Source organism: Arthrobacter sp. Leaf141, assembly GCF_001424565.1.
GTDB lineage: Bacteria > Actinomycetota > Actinomycetes > Actinomycetales > Micrococcaceae > Arthrobacter.
Map to the genome: position 1 here is coordinate 109,271 of NZ_LMOL01000023.1, position 14,102 is coordinate 123,372.

14 protein-coding genes are annotated in these 14,102 nt (G+C 66.2%); 5 read left to right on the top strand and 9 right to left on the bottom strand.

Annotated elements, in window-relative coordinates; all coding sequences use genetic code 11:
• The first annotated feature begins 18 nt into the window (after nucleotides 1-18).
• Genes tal through pgl form a run of 5 tightly spaced genes read left to right on the top strand, consistent with a single transcriptional unit; the run spans nucleotide 19 to nucleotide 6,093 of the window.
• Entirely contained in the window at nucleotides 19-1,134 is a 1,116-nt protein-coding gene (gene tal, locus ASF72_RS15595) for a transaldolase (protein WP_050684817.1), read from the top strand.
• Between the two features lie 6 nt (nucleotides 1,135-1,140).
• On the top strand, nucleotides 1,141-2,772 hold the full coding sequence (locus ASF72_RS15600; RefSeq protein WP_056600414.1) for a glucose-6-phosphate isomerase: 1,632 nt from the start codon (nucleotides 1,141-1,143) through the stop codon (nucleotides 2,770-2,772).
• 15 nt (nucleotides 2,773-2,787) lie between these two features.
• Nucleotides 2,788-4,347, top strand: coding sequence for a glucose-6-phosphate dehydrogenase (zwf, locus tag ASF72_RS15605; protein WP_056600416.1), 1,560 nt, complete (start codon nucleotides 2,788-2,790; stop codon nucleotides 4,345-4,347).
• The gene (locus tag ASF72_RS15610) at nucleotides 4,344-5,285 is read left to right on the top strand and encodes a glucose-6-phosphate dehydrogenase assembly protein OpcA (protein ID WP_050684814.1); all 942 of its coding nucleotides are present in this window, start codon (nucleotides 4,344-4,346) and stop codon (nucleotides 5,283-5,285) included. The genes zwf and ASF72_RS15610 overlap by 4 nt, the downstream gene beginning before the upstream one ends.
• The gene (pgl, locus tag ASF72_RS15615; protein WP_050684813.1) at nucleotides 5,275-6,093 is read left to right on the top strand and encodes a 6-phosphogluconolactonase; all 819 of its coding nucleotides are present in this window, start codon (nucleotides 5,275-5,277) and stop codon (nucleotides 6,091-6,093) included. The genes ASF72_RS15610 and pgl overlap by 11 nt, the downstream gene beginning before the upstream one ends.
• On the opposite strand, the gene ASF72_RS15620 is transcribed toward pgl, so the two are convergent.
• The 9 genes from ASF72_RS15620 to rapZ all read right to left on the bottom strand — a co-directional run bounded on the left by ASF72_RS15620 (nucleotide 6,046) and on the right by rapZ (nucleotide 14,050).
• Nucleotides 6,046-6,441, bottom strand: a complete 396-nt coding sequence (locus ASF72_RS15620; RefSeq protein WP_050684812.1) for an RNA polymerase-binding protein RbpA — start codon at nucleotides 6,439-6,441, stop codon at nucleotides 6,046-6,048. The genes pgl and ASF72_RS15620 overlap by 48 nt on opposite strands.
• A gap of 149 nt (nucleotides 6,442-6,590) precedes the next feature.
• The gene (gene secG, locus ASF72_RS15625; protein ID WP_050684811.1) at nucleotides 6,591-6,848 is read right to left on the bottom strand and encodes a preprotein translocase subunit SecG; all 258 of its coding nucleotides are present in this window, start codon (nucleotides 6,846-6,848) and stop codon (nucleotides 6,591-6,593) included.
• Nucleotides 6,849-6,896: 48 nt separating this feature from the next.
• Nucleotides 6,897-7,712, bottom strand: a complete 816-nt coding sequence (gene tpiA, locus ASF72_RS15630) for a triose-phosphate isomerase (RefSeq protein ID WP_056600418.1) — start codon at nucleotides 7,710-7,712, stop codon at nucleotides 6,897-6,899.
• A gap of 86 nt (nucleotides 7,713-7,798) precedes the next feature.
• On the bottom strand, nucleotides 7,799-9,025 hold the full coding sequence (locus tag ASF72_RS15635) for a phosphoglycerate kinase (RefSeq protein WP_050684809.1): 1,227 nt from the start codon (nucleotides 9,023-9,025) through the stop codon (nucleotides 7,799-7,801).
• A gap of 10 nt (nucleotides 9,026-9,035) precedes the next feature.
• Nucleotides 9,036-10,046, bottom strand: coding sequence for a type I glyceraldehyde-3-phosphate dehydrogenase (gene gap / locus ASF72_RS15640; protein WP_050684808.1), 1,011 nt, complete (start codon nucleotides 10,044-10,046; stop codon nucleotides 9,036-9,038).
• 264 nt (nucleotides 10,047-10,310) lie between these two features.
• On the bottom strand, nucleotides 10,311-10,937 hold the full coding sequence (locus ASF72_RS15645; RefSeq protein ID WP_050684831.1) for a superoxide dismutase: 627 nt from the start codon (nucleotides 10,935-10,937) through the stop codon (nucleotides 10,311-10,313).
• Between the two features lie 180 nt (nucleotides 10,938-11,117).
• Nucleotides 11,118-12,098: a DNA-binding protein WhiA gene (whiA, locus tag ASF72_RS15650; RefSeq protein ID WP_050684807.1), complete on the bottom strand. Its 981-nt coding sequence runs from the start codon at nucleotides 12,096-12,098 to the stop codon at nucleotides 11,118-11,120.
• 9 nt (nucleotides 12,099-12,107) lie between these two features.
• Nucleotides 12,108-13,127 carry a gluconeogenesis factor YvcK family protein gene (locus ASF72_RS15655; protein WP_050684806.1) on the bottom strand — a complete coding sequence of 340 codons (1,020 nt, stop codon included), beginning with the start codon at nucleotides 13,125-13,127 and terminating at the stop codon, nucleotides 12,108-12,110.
• Nucleotides 13,127-14,050 carry an RNase adapter RapZ gene (gene rapZ, locus ASF72_RS15660; protein ID WP_050684805.1) on the bottom strand — a complete coding sequence of 308 codons (924 nt, stop codon included), beginning with the start codon at nucleotides 14,048-14,050 and terminating at the stop codon, nucleotides 13,127-13,129. The genes ASF72_RS15655 and rapZ overlap by 1 nt, the downstream gene beginning before the upstream one ends.
• Nucleotides 14,051-14,102: the final 52 nt, after the last annotated feature.

Sequence of the window (14,102 nt, forward strand, 5' to 3'; positions counted from 1 at the left end):
AATTTAGGAGAAACAACAATGACTACTCCCACACAGCAGCTGTCCGACGCCGGCGTTTCGATCTGGCTCGATGACCTGTCCCGCGGCCGCCTGGACACGGGCACCCTCCGCAAGCTCATCGAAGAGAAGAACGTGGTGGGTGTGACCACCAACCCGTCGATCTTCCACGCCGCCATCACCGCCGGCACCGACTACGACGGCACCATCGCCGCGCAGGCAGCCGCCGGTTCCAGCGTCGAGGAAACCATCTTCGAAATCACCACCACCGACGTAGCCGACGCCTGCGACCTGTTCGCCCCCGTCGCCGCCGCGACCAAGGGTGTTGACGGCCGTGTCTCCATCGAGGTGGACCCCCGCCTGGCCTGGGATACCGCCGGCACCATTGCCGAGGCCAAGAACCTCTACAAGAAGGTCAACAAGGACAACGTCCTGATCAAGATCCCCGCCACCCTTGAAGGCCTCGAAGCCATCACGGCCACCCTGGCAGAGGGCATCAGCGTCAACGTGACCCTGATCTTCTCCCTGGAGCGTTACCGCGCCGTCATCAACGCCTTCCAGGCCGGCCTGGAACAGGCCAAGGAAAACGGCCACGACCTCTCGAAGATCCACTCCGTGGCGTCCTTCTTCGTCTCCCGCGTCGACTCCGAAATCGACAAGCGCCTCGACGCCCTCGGCACCGATGAAGCGAAGGCCCTCAAGGGCAAGGCCGGCGTGGCCAACGCCCGCCTGGCCTACCAGGTCTACGAGGAACTCTTCAGCACCGAGCGCTGGGCGCTCCTCGCCGAAGCCGGCGCACTCCCCCAGCGTCCGCTGTGGGCCTCCACCGGCGTGAAGGACCCGGCCTACCCGGACACCCTCTACGTCACCGAACTGGTGGCCGCCGGCGTTGTGAACACCATGCCGGAGAAGACCCTTGACGCCAGCTTCGACCACGGCGTTGTCACTGGTGACACCATCACCGGCACCTACGCGGAAGCGAACGGCGTCCTGGACGCCCTCGAAGGCCTCGGCATCTCCTACAACGAGGTTGTGGCCCTTCTGGAATCGGAAGGCCTGGACAAGTTCGTGGCCAGCTGGAAGGAACTGCTGGCCGACGTCGAAGGCGCCCTCGCCGCTGCACGGAAGGCTTCCTAGTCCCCTATGAGTACTCTCAGCTACGACGCCACCGGCGCTGCCCGGCAGGCTCTTGAACAGCACCTCCCCTCCCTGGTGGCGGACCGCATCGCCACCAGGATCTTCGCCAAGGACCACACCCTTTGGGGTCCCGACGCCGAAGCCGAGTCGGCCGTCAGGCTCGGCTGGGTGGAAGCCGCCACTGTCTCGCAGGCCCTGGTGCCGGCCATCCTGGAACTCCGGGACGCCCTGCGCGCCGAAGGCGTGACCCGCATCGTGCTTTGCGGCATGGGCGGCTCCTCGCTGGCGCCCGAGGTCATTGCCGGCACCGCCGGCGTCGAGCTGACAGTGCTTGACAGCACCGACCCTGACCAGGTCCGCGCCGCACTGGCCGACCGCCTTGCCCACACCGCCATTGTGGTTTCCTCCAAGTCCGGGTCGACGCTGGAAACCGACTCCCAGCGCCGCATCTTCGAGCACGCCTTCACCGAGGCGGGCCTGGACGCCAAGAGCCGGATCATCATTGTCACCGACCCCGGCTCCCCGCTGGACAAGTCCTCCCGCGAAGCCGGCTACCGTGCCGTCTTCAACGCGGACCCCAACGTGGGCGGCCGCTACTCGGCGCTGACGGCTTTCGGTCTGGTCCCCTCCGGCCTGGCCGGTGTGGACATCCAGAAGTTCCTGGACGAAGCCGAGGAAGCCGCAGAAATCCTCAACGATGACGCGGCTGGGAACATTGGACTCGCGTTGGGCGCTGCCCTCGGCGGCACCAGTCCGCTGCGCAACAAGATCGTCATCGCGGAGGACGGCTCCGGCATTGTGGGCTTCGCTGACTGGGCCGAACAGCTCATCGCCGAATCCACCGGCAAGCTGGGCACCGGCGTGCTTCCGGTAGTGGCCGGACCCGCATCCCCCGAGGCCGGCTCCGGCGCCCCCGACGTCCTGGTGGTGCGCCTGGTGGCTGCTGATGCCGACGTCGAACCCGGCGCCAACGAGGTGGCCATCGCCGGCGGCCTGGCCAGCCAGATGATGGTCTGGGAATTCGCCACGGCCGTGGCCGGCCGCCTGCTGGGCATCAACCCCTTCGACCAGCCGGACGTTGAGGCCGCCAAGGTGGCAGCCCGCGGCCTCCTGGACGCGCAGCCCGAACCCACGCCGGCGGCCTTCGTGGACGGGTCCATTGAGGTCCGGGGCGGTGACTGGCTCGGCGACGCAACTACTGCGGAGGCAGCCGTCACGGCACTGCTCGGCACGTTGGATGACGACAGCTACCTCAGTGTCCAGGCCTACTTCGACCGGCTTGCCTTTGCGCAGCTCGAAGGCGTGCGGGACGAGCTGGCAGCCGTCAGCGGCCGGCCGGTCACGTTCGGCTGGGGACCGCGGTTCCTGCACTCCACCGGCCAGTTCCACAAGGGCGGACCCGCGATCGGCGTGTTCCTCCAGGTCACTGCCGCCGAAGCGGAGGACCTGGCCATTCCGGACCGTCCGTTCACGTTCGGGGAACTGATCTCCGCGCAGGCCGCAGGCGACGCCCAGGTCCTCGCGGAGCACGGCCGGCCCGTGCTCCGCCTGCACCTGACAAACCGTGCCGCCGGTGTGGCGCAGCTGCAGGACATCGTCGCTGCACTGTCCGCCCGGGCATCCGCTACCGAAAGCTAAGGCGCAAAAGCAACCATGCCAGAAACTGAATTCGGCCGGAAAACCGCGGGCCGGGGGCGTAATCCGCTCCGGGACCCGCGGGACCGGCGTTTGAACCGGATTGCCGGGCCGTCCTCCCTGGTGCTCTTCGGAGTCACCGGCGACCTTGCCCGTAAAAAGCTCATGCCGGCTGTGTATGACCTTGCCAACCGGGGGCTGTTGCCGCCCAGCTTCGCGCTGGTGGGCTTCGCCCGGCGCGAGTGGGACAAGGAGGACTTCGCCGCGGAGGTGAAGGCCTCCGTGCAGGCGTACGCCCGTACGCCGTTTGACGAGGCAGTATGGAACCAGCTGTCCGAGGGCATCCGGTTTGTGCAGGGCGAGTTCGACGACGACGACGCTTTCGAGCGCCTGGGTGAAACCATCGACGAACTCGATGAGCAGCGCGGAACACGCGGCAACCACGCCTTTTACCTGTCCATCCCGCCCAAGGCCTTCGAACAGGTCTGCCGGCAGCTGTCCAAGCACGGGCTGGCGCAGGCAGACGGCGACAAGTGGCGCCGCGTGGTCATCGAGAAGCCGTTCGGCCACGACCTGGAATCGGCCCGCCAGCTGAACGACATCGTCGAGTCCGTCTTCCCGGCGGACGCTGTTTTCCGGATCGACCACTACCTGGGCAAGGAAACCGTCCAGAACATCCTGGCGCTGCGGTTCGCGAACCAGCTCTTCGAACCACTGTGGAACTCCAACCACGTGGACCACGTCCAGATCACCATGGCCGAGGACATCGGCACGGGCGGCCGGGCAGGGTATTACGACGGCGTGGGCGCGGCCCGCGACGTGATCCAGAACCACCTGCTGCAGCTGCTGGCCCTGACCGCGATGGAGGAGCCCATCTCCTTCAACGCCGATGACCTGCGCGCCGAGAAGGAAAAGGTCCTGGCCGCGGTCAAGCTGCCTGCCGACCTGTCGCAGCACTCAGCCCGCGGCCAGTTCGCCGGCGGCTGGCAGGGTGGTGAGCAGGTCCAGGGGTACCTGGAGGAGGAGGGCATTCCCGCCGATTCCACCACGGAAACCTTCGCGGCGATCCGGGTGGACATCCACACCCGCCGCTGGGCAGGTGTGCCGTTCTACCTGCGTGCAGGCAAACGCCTGGGCCGCCGCGTGACGGAAATCGCAGTGGTCTTCAAACGCGCGCCCAACCTGCTGTTCCGCGACCATGGCGAGGACGACTTCGGCCAGAACGCTGTCGTCATCCGGGTCCAGCCCGACGAGGGCGTCACCATCCGCTTCGGCTCGAAGGTCCCGGGCACGCAGACGGAAGTCCGCGACGTCACCATGGACTTCGGCTACGGACACTCGTTCACCGAATCCAGCCCGGAAGCGTACGAGCGGTTGATCCTGGACGTGCTCCTGGGTGAACCGCCGCTGTTCCCGCGGCATCAGGAAGTGGAACTGTCCTGGAAGATCCTTGACCCGTTCGAGGAATACTGGGCGGAACTGAACGAACAGCCCGAGCCGTACGCTCCCGGCAGCTGGGGCCCTGCCTCCGCCGACGAGCTGCTGGCCCGTGACGGACGAACCTGGAGAAGGCCATGATTGTAGACCTGCCGGACACCACCACCTCAAAGGTCTCCAAGAAGATCATGTCCCTGCGCGAGCAGGGCGGCGTGATTGCGCTGGGCCGGGTGCTCACCCTGGTGGTGGTCACCAAGTCCGGGCTGGAGGAGGAAGCCATCGAGGCGGCCAACGAGGCCAGCCGCGAACACCCGTGCCGCATCATTGTGCTTGCCGACGCCGGGTCGGACGCCAAGGACAGGCTCGACGCGCAGATCCGCGTGGGCGGCGACGCCGGAGCCTCGGAAGTAATTGTGCTCCGCGGCTACGGCGAACTGTCGCACGAAAGCGAATCCCTGGTCGCAGCACTGCTGCTCCCGGACGCGCCGATTGTGGCCTGGTGGCCGCACGGCGCCCCGGAAAACGCGTGCGAGACCTCCATCGGGAAAATCGCGCACCGCCGGATCACGGACTCTGCCAACGAACCGGACCCGCAGGCCGCCCTGGAGATTATCCGGGCCACCTATAAGGCCGGCGACACGGACCTGGCCTGGACCCGGCTCACCAACTGGCGCATCCAGCTCGCGGCAGTCCTGGACCAGGTGGATTCCTCGCCGGTTACGGCTGTTGCCGTCGAAGGAGCCTCCGACTCCCCCAGCACCCTCCTGCTGGCAGCCTGGCTCACGTTGACCCTGGACGCTCCGGTCACCATTGTGGCCGACCCCGCCGGCACCGGCATCCGCAGGGTCCGGCTCAGCCGGCAGAGCGGCGACGTGCAGCTCTTCCGTCCCGGCCTGTCCGTGGCGGAACTGACCCAGCCGGGCCAGCCGGCCCAACGGATCTCCCTCCCCCGCCGCAGCCTCCGCGACTGCCTGGCAGAGGAGCTTCGCCGGCTCGACCCCGACGAAGTGTTCGGCGAAGTGATTACTATTGGACTGCCACGTACCAATCTAAGGAGCGTCCGACCCAGTGAGCGTTGATCCACGAGTAAGCATTCATCCTGATTCGTCCGTCCTGATGGCAGCCATCGCCGCGCGTCTTATCACCAAGCTTGTTGACGTCCAGGACAAATACGGTGAAGCCACCGTGGTCCTGACCGGGGGCACTGTGGGCATCGGTACGCTGAAGGCTGTTGCTGACTCGCCGGCGGCCCCGGCCGTCGACTGGTCCAGGGTCAACTTCTGGTGGGGCGATGAGCGTTTTGTCGCCTCCGGTGATCCGGAGCGGAACGCCCAGCAGGCCTTCGACGCGCTGTTGTCCCACATCCCGGTGGACCCGGCCCGGGTCCACGCTCCGGGTTCCTCAGACGACTTCGGCAGCGTCGAGGAGGCCGCAGCGGACTACGCCCGCCAGCTGGCTGAAGCGGCGGCAGCCGAGCACGCTGCAGATATGTCCGATGACCGGCCGGAGCATCCTTCGGTGCTGCCGCGCCTGGACGTGGTCCTGCTGGGTGTTGGCCCCGACGCACACGTTGCCTCCCTGTTCCCTGAGCAGGGCGGCATCCGCGAGAAGGTCGGCACCGTTATTGCCGTACACAACTCACCGAAGCCGCCGCCGTTGCGGGTTTCCCTGACCCTGCCGGCCATCAACACCGCATCCGAGGTGTGGATGGTGGTGGCCGGCGAGGACAAGGCAGGCGCCGTGGGCCTGGCCCTTGCGGGTGCCAATCCCATCCAGGTTCCGGCTGCAGGGCCGCGGGGCACCTCGCGGACCCTGTGGCTCATCGATGAGAATGCGGCCTCACGGGTCCCGCAGCAGCTCGTCCGGAAGGACGCCGCGGGCGCGTAGCTTTTCCAACGCTCCGGCCAGGACGTCTTCGGCGTCCTGGCCGGAGCGTCGCTCTTTAACGTATTCGAGGTGGGTTTTGTAGCCGTCGTCGGCCGCGTCGGCCATGGCTGCCGCCTGGCCGTCCCTTGACGCCGTGGCCCCGCATCTGCGGCAATCCCAGACGGCAGGGATCTGGTCCTCCGGCAGGCGCAGGAAAACCGGCTGGGTTTCGTGGCCTGAGACGCACCAATACGATACCCGCATGCGGGGCAAGGGGCTGCCCGGCGAGTCCCCGGACTGGAGGCTGGAGCCGCTGCCTGCCGTGACACCGGCGCGGGTGCCCCGAAATCCTGAGCCTGGATGGACCATGGGAACTCCTGACTGGCAACGGGTGCCGGTAGGCAGGCAGGGCTGCTTAACCAAAAAAAACTGTGGCCGTCGGTAACCGACAGCCACAGTTTAGTTTGGATGGACCCGCGGCGGGAGTGCCGCCGCGTAATCCTTGCCTGAAGCTTTGCTCAGGAGTCGCCGGCTCCGCTGAACCGCATGATCAGGCCAAGGCCGATGATCACCACGCCCCAGGTCACGCCGAGGACCACGGTAAACCTGTTGAGGTTCCGTTCCGCTACGCCCGAGGAGCTCAGCCCTGAGCTCATGCCGCCGCCGAACATATCCGACATACCGCCACCGCGTCCCTTGTGAAGGAGGATGAGCAGTGTCAGCAGGAGGCTGGTGATGCCCAGGAGGATCTGCAGAATGACATGAAGAACGTCCACGACGGCCTTTCAGGAAGTTGGGATTGCGGGAGCGGGGGTGCTGACGGACTAGTCCGTCACCAGGTGACTCTCGAACCTGACAATATTAGCAAACTCGGCGGGGTCAAGGCTGGCGCCACCCACGAGCAGGCCGTCCACATCCGTTTCCTGCAGGATGGCTGCCGCGTTGTTGGCCTTTACGGAGCCGCCGTACAGCAGGCGGGTCTTGGCTGCCACGTCGGCGCCGAAGAGCTTTTCCAGTTCGGTCCGGATGGCAGCACAGAGTTCCTGTGCGTCGCCGGGGCCGGCGACCTGGCCGGTGCCGATGGCCCAAACGGGTTCGTAGGCGATGACGAGTTCGGCGGCCTGCTCGTTGGTGAGCCCGGCAACACCGGCGCGTACCTGGTCAAGCGTGTGTTCCACGTGGGTGCCGGCCTGGCGGATTTCCAGGCCCTCACCGGCGCACAGCACGGGGGTCACGCCGTGCTTGAACGCGGCCTTGACCTTGGCGTTGAGGACTTCGTCCGTTTCGTTGTGGATGGTGCGGCGTTCGCTGTGGCCCACCAGGACATAAGAGCAGCCCAGCTTGGCAAGGAACGCGCCGGAGATGTCTCCGGTGTAGGCGCCGGAATCGAACTGGGACAGGTCCTGGCCGCCGTAGGCAACGTCGAGGTCGTCGCCCTGCACCAGGGTCTGGACGCCGCGGAGGTCGGTGAACGGCGGGAAGACGGCAACCTCGACGCGGTTGTAGTCGTGCTTGGCGTCGGAGAGGGTCCAGGCGAGTTTCTGCAGGAGCGTGATGCCCTGGACGTGGTCCATGTTCATTTTCCAGTTGCCCGCAATGAAGGGCTTACGGTCAAAGGCGCCGTTTGTTGACGTAGTCACGTGTTCTCCAAAAGTCGTTAATAAGTGTTTGGCCGGCAGGCTGCGGGAGCAGCCTGCCGGCCGGCGGACTGTGCAGTCCGGTACTGCTAGCGGTCCAGGACGCTCAGTCCCGGCAGGTCCTTGCCCTCAAGGTATTCCAGGCTGGCGCCGCCACCGGTGGAGATGTGGCCAAACTGGTCGTCAGCGAATCCCAGCGTACGGACGGCCGCGGCGGAATCGCCGCCGCCAACCACGGTGAACGCTTCGGTCTCGGTCAGGGCCTTGGCCACGGCACGGGTGCCGGCGGCGAAGGCGTCGAACTCAAAGACGCCCATGGGCCCGTTCCAGAAGACCGTTTTGGCCCCGGCAATGCGGGCAGCAAAAGCGGCGGCGGAATCGGGTCCGATGTCCAGGCCGATGCCTTGGCTGCCGAAGCTGCTGGCCTCAATGGCGTCTGCTGCCACGGTTTCGTGTGCCGCATCGGCGGCGAACTTCTCCGCCACCACAACGTCTGTGGGCACCACGAACTCGGTGCCGGCGTCGGCTGCGCGCTTGAGGTAGTCCTGGACCACGGGGATCTGGTCCTTCTCGAGCAGGCTGCCGGCCACCTTATGCCCGGCTGCTGCCAGGAACGTGAACAGCATGCCGCCGCCCACCAGGATGGTGTCAGCCTTGCCCAGCAGGTTTTCGATCACGGCGAGTTTGTCCGAGACCTTCGAGCCGCCAAGAACCACCACGTAGGGGCGCTGGGTGTCGGCCGTCAGTTTGCGCAGCACCTCGACCTCGGTGTGGACCAGGTCGCCGAGGTACGACGGCAGCCGGGTGGCGACGTCGTACACGCTGGCGTGCCTGCGGTGCACAGCCCCGAAGGCGTCATCGACATACGCGCCGTTGCTGCCGGTCAGCGCGACAAGCTCATCAGCGAAGGCTCCGCGTTCGGCGTCGTCCTTGCTGGTTTCGCGGGCGTCGAACCGGACGTTCTCCAAAACCAGCGCTTCGCCGTCCTGCAGCGCCGCAGCTCCTTCCCGTGCGGAGTTGCCCACGGTGTCCGCGGCCAGCGTCACCGGGAAGTCCGCAAGTTCCGCCAGGCGGTCCACTGCGGGCTTGAGGGAGTACTTGTCCTCGGGTGCGCCTTTGGGGCGGCCAAGGTGGGCTGTAACCAGCACGCGGGCACCGGCGTCCGTGAGCTTTGCCAGCACCGGGAGGGACGCCTTGATGCGTCCGTCGTCAGTCACGGCAGAGCCGTCGAGCGGCACATTCAGGTCACTTCGAACCAGAATGTACCGCCCGCGGACACCTTCAGCGATGAGGTCGTTGAGGGTGTTTGATGTCATGTGTCTAACCCTAGCCCAGCTTGGATGCGACGAGCTCCGTGAGGTCAACGAGGCGGTTTGAGTAGCCCCATTCGTTGTCGTACCAGGAAACAACCTTGACCTGGTTGCCGATCACCTTGGTCAGGCCGGAGTCGAAGATGGACGACGCCGGGTCCCCCACGATGTCCGAGGACACGATGGGCTCGTCGGTGTAGGTCAGGAAACCCTGGAGTTCCTCGGACTCGGAAGCGCGCTTGAGGGCGGCGTTGACTTCCTCGACGGTGGTTTCGCGGCCGACGGTGACGGTGAGGTCAGTGGCGGAACCGGTGGGTACGGGAACGCGGATGGCGTAGCCGTCCAACTTGCCCTTGAGCTCCGGCAGGACCAGGCCGATGGCCTTGGCTGCACCGGTGGAGGTGGGGACCATGTTGATGGCGGCGGCGCGGGCGCGGCGCAGGTCGCTGTGGGGTCCGTCCTGCAGGTTCTGGTCCGCGGTGTAGGCGTGCACGGTGGTCATCAGGCCGCGTTCGATGCCGAACTCGTCGTTGATGACCTTGGCCAGCGGGCCGAGGCAGTTCGTGGTGCAGGAAGCGTTCGAGATGATGTGGTGCGTGGCGTTGTCGTACAGGCCGTGGTTCACACCCATCACAATGGTGATGTCTTCATCGGACGCCGGGGCGGAAATGAGGACCTTCTTGGCGCCGGCATCGATGTGCTTCTGCGCGGCCGCGGCCTTGGTGAAGAAGCCGGTGGACTCGATGACGATGTCCACGCCCAGCTCGCCCCAGGGCAGGTTGGCGGGATCGCGCTCAGCCAGGACCTTGATGACGTTGCCGTTGACGACGATGTTGCCGTCCTTGACTTCGATGGTTTCCTTCAGCCGGCCGCCGACGGAATCGTACTTGAGCAGGTGGGCCAGCGCTTCGGGGCTGGTGAGGTCGTTGACTGCAACGATCTCAAGGTCCGCGCCCTGGGCCAGTGCTGCGCGGAAGTAGTTGCGGCCAATACGGCCGAAGCCGTTGATACCAATACGGGTCGTCACGTTGTTTCAGTCTCCTTGGTGCTTTGTGAAGCACTACTAGTTGAGCGGGCGTTCAAGCCAACTAACAGATCCCGCACGCCATTGGGCAGAGATGATTTACAGATCGGAGGGCGACCAGCCTCATTGCTGAAGGCTAACCGCCTTCCGTGACCTATCTTACGTTTAATTGGGTCCGCCCCCGCAAGTGCAGGGGCGGACCGTCCACATCCCGGCCTTAAAGCACCGGATTGTGAGGTTTGTTACACGAATGTGTAGCAGGGATCACTACGGGAGGGTGATCAGGCCCGTTGCATTCGTGCGTGCTGCTTCGAAGCGCTTGGCGACGTCGGCCCAGTTCACGATGTTCCAGAAGGCCTTCACGTAGTCGGCTTTGACGTTGACGTAGTCCAGGTAGAAGGCGTGCTCCCACATGTCCAGCATCAGCAGCGGGGTGGTGCCGAGCGCCACGTTGCCCTGCTGGTCGTAAAGCTGCTCGATGACCAGGTTGCCGCCGATGGGCTCGTAGGCCAGGAAGCCCCAGCCGGATCCCTGCAGGCCAAGGGCTGCTGCGGAGAACTGGGCGCGGAAGGCGTCGAAGGAGCCGAAGGCGTCGTCGATGGCTGCTGCCAGCTCACCTTCGGGCTTGTCGCCGCCGTCCGGGGACAGGTTGTTCCAGAAGACGGAGTGGTTGACGTGGCCGCCGGTGTGGAAGGCCAGGTCCTTGGAGAGCCGGTTGATGTTGGCGAAGTCGCCCTTTTCGCGGGCTTCTGCCAGCTGCTTCAGGGCGTTGTTGGCGCCGGCCACGTAGGCAGCGTGGTGCTTGCTGTGGTGCAGCTCCATGATCCGCGCGGAAATGTGCGGTTCCAGTGCTGCGTAGTCGTAGCTGAGTTCCGGCAATACGTACTCGGTCACAAAATCCTCCAATATCGTGGACTCTCGGTCCGGTTTCTACTTCTTGGATTGTGCATCCGGGCGTCAGGCGCCCGGAAACTTGCGGCGGTGGCGTTCCAGTGACGAAAGCCGCTCCCCTTGGCCTAACCTGCAGCCGGGGCCGGATATTTCCGTCACGCCATTTCCGATTCTAGGGGGCGCTCACTCGTCCAGCATTTCGGGCGTCACATTGGCGTCCGTACCGGGAATGCCCAGGTCCTGGGCGCGTTTGTCCGCCATGGCCAGCAGGCGCCTGATCCGGCCCGCGATGGCGTCCTTGGTCATTGCCGGGTCAGCCAGTCGTCCCAGTTCGTCAAGGCTTGCCTGCTTGTGGGCCACCCTGAGTTCGCCGGCGTATTTGAGGTGGTCCGGGACATCGTCACCAAGGATTTCCAGGGCCCGGTCCACGCGGGCGCCGGCGGCCACGGCGGCCTGGGCGGAGCGGCGGAGGTTGGCGTCGTCAAAGTTGGCCAGCCGGTTGGCGGTGGCGCGGACTTCCTTGCGCATCCTGCGTTCTTCCCAGACCATCAGGGCGTCGTGGGCGCCCATCCGGGTCAGCAGCGCGGCGATAGTGTCGCCGTCACGGATCACCACCCGGTCAACGCCCCGCACTTCGCGGGCTTTGGCCTGGATGTCCAGCCGCCGTGCGGCGCCAACAAGGGCCAGCGCGGACTCGGGACCGGGGCAGGTGACTTCCAGTGAGGAGGACCGGCCGGGTTCGGTGAGGGAGCCGTGGGCCAGGAACGCGCCCCGCCACACAGCTTCCGCGTCGGCCGCGGAGCCGTTGACGACGGCGGACGGCAGCCCGCGCACGGGGCGGCCACGCCCATCGAGGAGCCCGGTCTGGCGGGCCAGCGCCTCGCCGTCGCGCACTACACGCACCACGTACCGGCTGGCACGGCGAAGGCCGCCTGCTGAAACAACGATGATTTCGCTTTGGTGGCCGTACACCTCAGCGATGGCGGCCCGGAGGCGTCGGGCGGTGGACGCCAGGTCCACTTCCGCTTCGATCACGATCCGGCCGGAAATGATGTGCAGGCCGCCGGCGAAGCGGAGCATCGCCGAGACCTCAGCCTTGCGGACTGATGACTTTTTGATGTCCAGACGGGACAGTTCTTCCTTGACTGATGCTGTCAGTGCCATGGCACCTTCCTAACTGTTCCCGAAAATGTCCTGGTACGCCGTCGCCAGACGCAGCGGATCATGGACGGGCCGGCGTCCCGACGCCCCTACTTTACCCAAGACCACCTCGGCACCGATCATGCCGGCTGCTTTCTCGAACTCCTTCCGGTCCGGGACGGACGCCGGATCGGCCAGGACAACGTCCACGCTGAAGTCCGGGGCGTAACGCCGCAGCACGTGCAGGTGGTCCGCCGCACTCATGCCGGAGGTCTCCTTGGTGTCTGTGGCGAGGTTCATGGTGAGGCAGCGTTTTGCCGGCGTGTCGCAGAGGGCCTGCCGCATTTCGGGGAGCAGCAGGTGCGGCAGCACGGACGTGTACCAGGACCCCGGGCCCAGGATGACCCAGTCCGCCAGCTCAATGGCCGTAAGGGCCTCCACGCAGGCCGGTGCGTCCACGGGCAGCAGCCGGACCTGTTCCAGGGAACCTGCCACGGCGCAGCGGGCCTGGCCGCGGACGGTGTTGAGGGCCGTCTCGCCGTTCGGCGCGGTCACCCGGACATCACCTTCTATGGTGAGCGGAACGGTGGACATGGGCAGCACCTGGCCGCGGGCGCCCAGCAGGGCGCCTGCCCAGGTGAGTCCGGCCACGGCATCGCCCAGCAGTTCCCAAAGAGTCACAATCAGCAGGTTGCCCATGGCGTGCTCGTCCAGGGAGCCGCCGGTGCCTTTGCCGGGCTGGAACCGGTGCTGCATCACGTCCCGCCAGGTCCGGCCCCAGTCGGTGTCGTCGCACAGCGCGGACAGGGCCATCCGCAGGTCTCCCGGCGGGAGGACACCGTACTCTTCACGCAGGCGCCCGGAAGACCCGCCGTCGTCCGCCACCGTGACGATCGCCGTCAGTTCCGAGGTGAGCAGGCGTAAGGCGGACAGGGAGGCTGACAGCCCGTGCCCACCCCCCAGCGCCACCACGTTGGGCCCCTTGTCCTGCTGGGCTGCGGCCGAGCCGGCAGGGACGGGGACAAGCGGCAGTGCGCCCGTGAACAGTGCCATTACTCGCGGCCCAGGTCCCGGTGGGTGGTGGTCACCGTGACCCTGGGGTATTGCGCAAGTTTTTTGGAAAGCTCCACGGCGACAGCGACGGAGCGGTGCTTGCCGCCCGTGCAGCCCACGGCGATGGTGGCGTAGTGCTTGTTTTCGCGGCGGTAACCGTCCAGGACAGGCTCGAGGGCCATCACGTAGCGGTCCACGAAGTTCTTGACGCCTTCCGCTTCGAGGACGTAATCGCTGACGCCCTGGTCCAGGCCGGTCAGCGGACGCAGCTGCGGGACCCAGTGCGGGTTGGGGATGAACCGGACGTCGGCCACGTAGTTGGAGTCCACCGGCAGGCCGTACTTGAAGCCGAAACTCATCACATTCAGGCGCAGCGCCACCGGACCGGTCTCGCTGAAGAGTTCAGTGATGGCCGTGGCCAGGCCGTGCACGTTGTAACCGCTGGTATCCAGTACGACGTCGGAGCTGTCGCGCAGTTCCTGCAGCAGCTCCCGTTCGGCGGCAATACCATCAAGGATCCGGCCGCCGCCCTGCAACGGATGCGGCCGGCGGCCCTGTTCAAACCTGCGGACCAGGACGTTGTCGCTGGCATCAAGGAACAGGACGCGGAAGGCCACCCCGCTGGCGGCCAGTGCCCCCAGCGCGGCCCGGATATCCGCAAACAGGCCCTTGCTGCGGACATCGATCACCACGGCCAGCCGCGGGATGGACTGCGGGGCGTGCGAGACCAGTTCGGCCAGGGTTCCAAGCATCTGCGGCGGAAGGTTTTCCACCACGTACCAGCCGTGGTCCTCAAGTGCGTCAGCTGCGGTGCTCCGGCCCGCGCCGGACATCCCCGTGACCACCAGCAGCTCCGCTTCAAGCGGCTTGACGGGCTGCAGCCCCTCGTCCCCCGCTCCGGATTCCGCTGTTGTGTCTGCCATGAGGTCCGCCCCGTTCCTGTAGTTATCACGTGGGGCGGCCGCCGCGGCGGAA

Coding starts and splice junctions, on each gene's coding strand:
- tal (WP_050684817.1), top strand. CDS start 19: ATGACTACTCCCACACAGCAGCTGTCCGACGCCGGCGTTTCGATCTGG.
- ASF72_RS15600 (WP_056600414.1), top strand. CDS start 1,141: ATGAGTACTCTCAGCTACGACGCCACCGGCGCTGCCCGGCAGGCTCTT.
- zwf (WP_056600416.1), top strand. CDS start 2,788: ATGCCAGAAACTGAATTCGGCCGGAAAACCGCGGGCCGGGGGCGTAAT.
- ASF72_RS15610 (WP_050684814.1), top strand. CDS start 4,344: ATGATTGTAGACCTGCCGGACACCACCACCTCAAAGGTCTCCAAGAAG.
- ASF72_RS15620 (WP_050684812.1), bottom strand. CDS start 6,441: ATGGTCCATCCAGGCTCAGGATTTCGGGGCACCCGCGCCGGTGTCACG.
- ASF72_RS15635 (WP_050684809.1), bottom strand. CDS start 9,025: ATGACATCAAACACCCTCAACGACCTCATCGCTGAAGGTGTCCGCGGG.
- whiA (WP_050684807.1), bottom strand. CDS start 12,098: ATGGCACTGACAGCATCAGTCAAGGAAGAACTGTCCCGTCTGGACATC.
- ASF72_RS15655 (WP_050684806.1), bottom strand. CDS start 13,127: ATGGCACTGTTCACGGGCGCACTGCCGCTTGTCCCCGTCCCTGCCGGC.
- rapZ (WP_050684805.1), bottom strand. CDS start 14,050: ATGGCAGACACAACAGCGGAATCCGGAGCGGGGGACGAGGGGCTGCAG.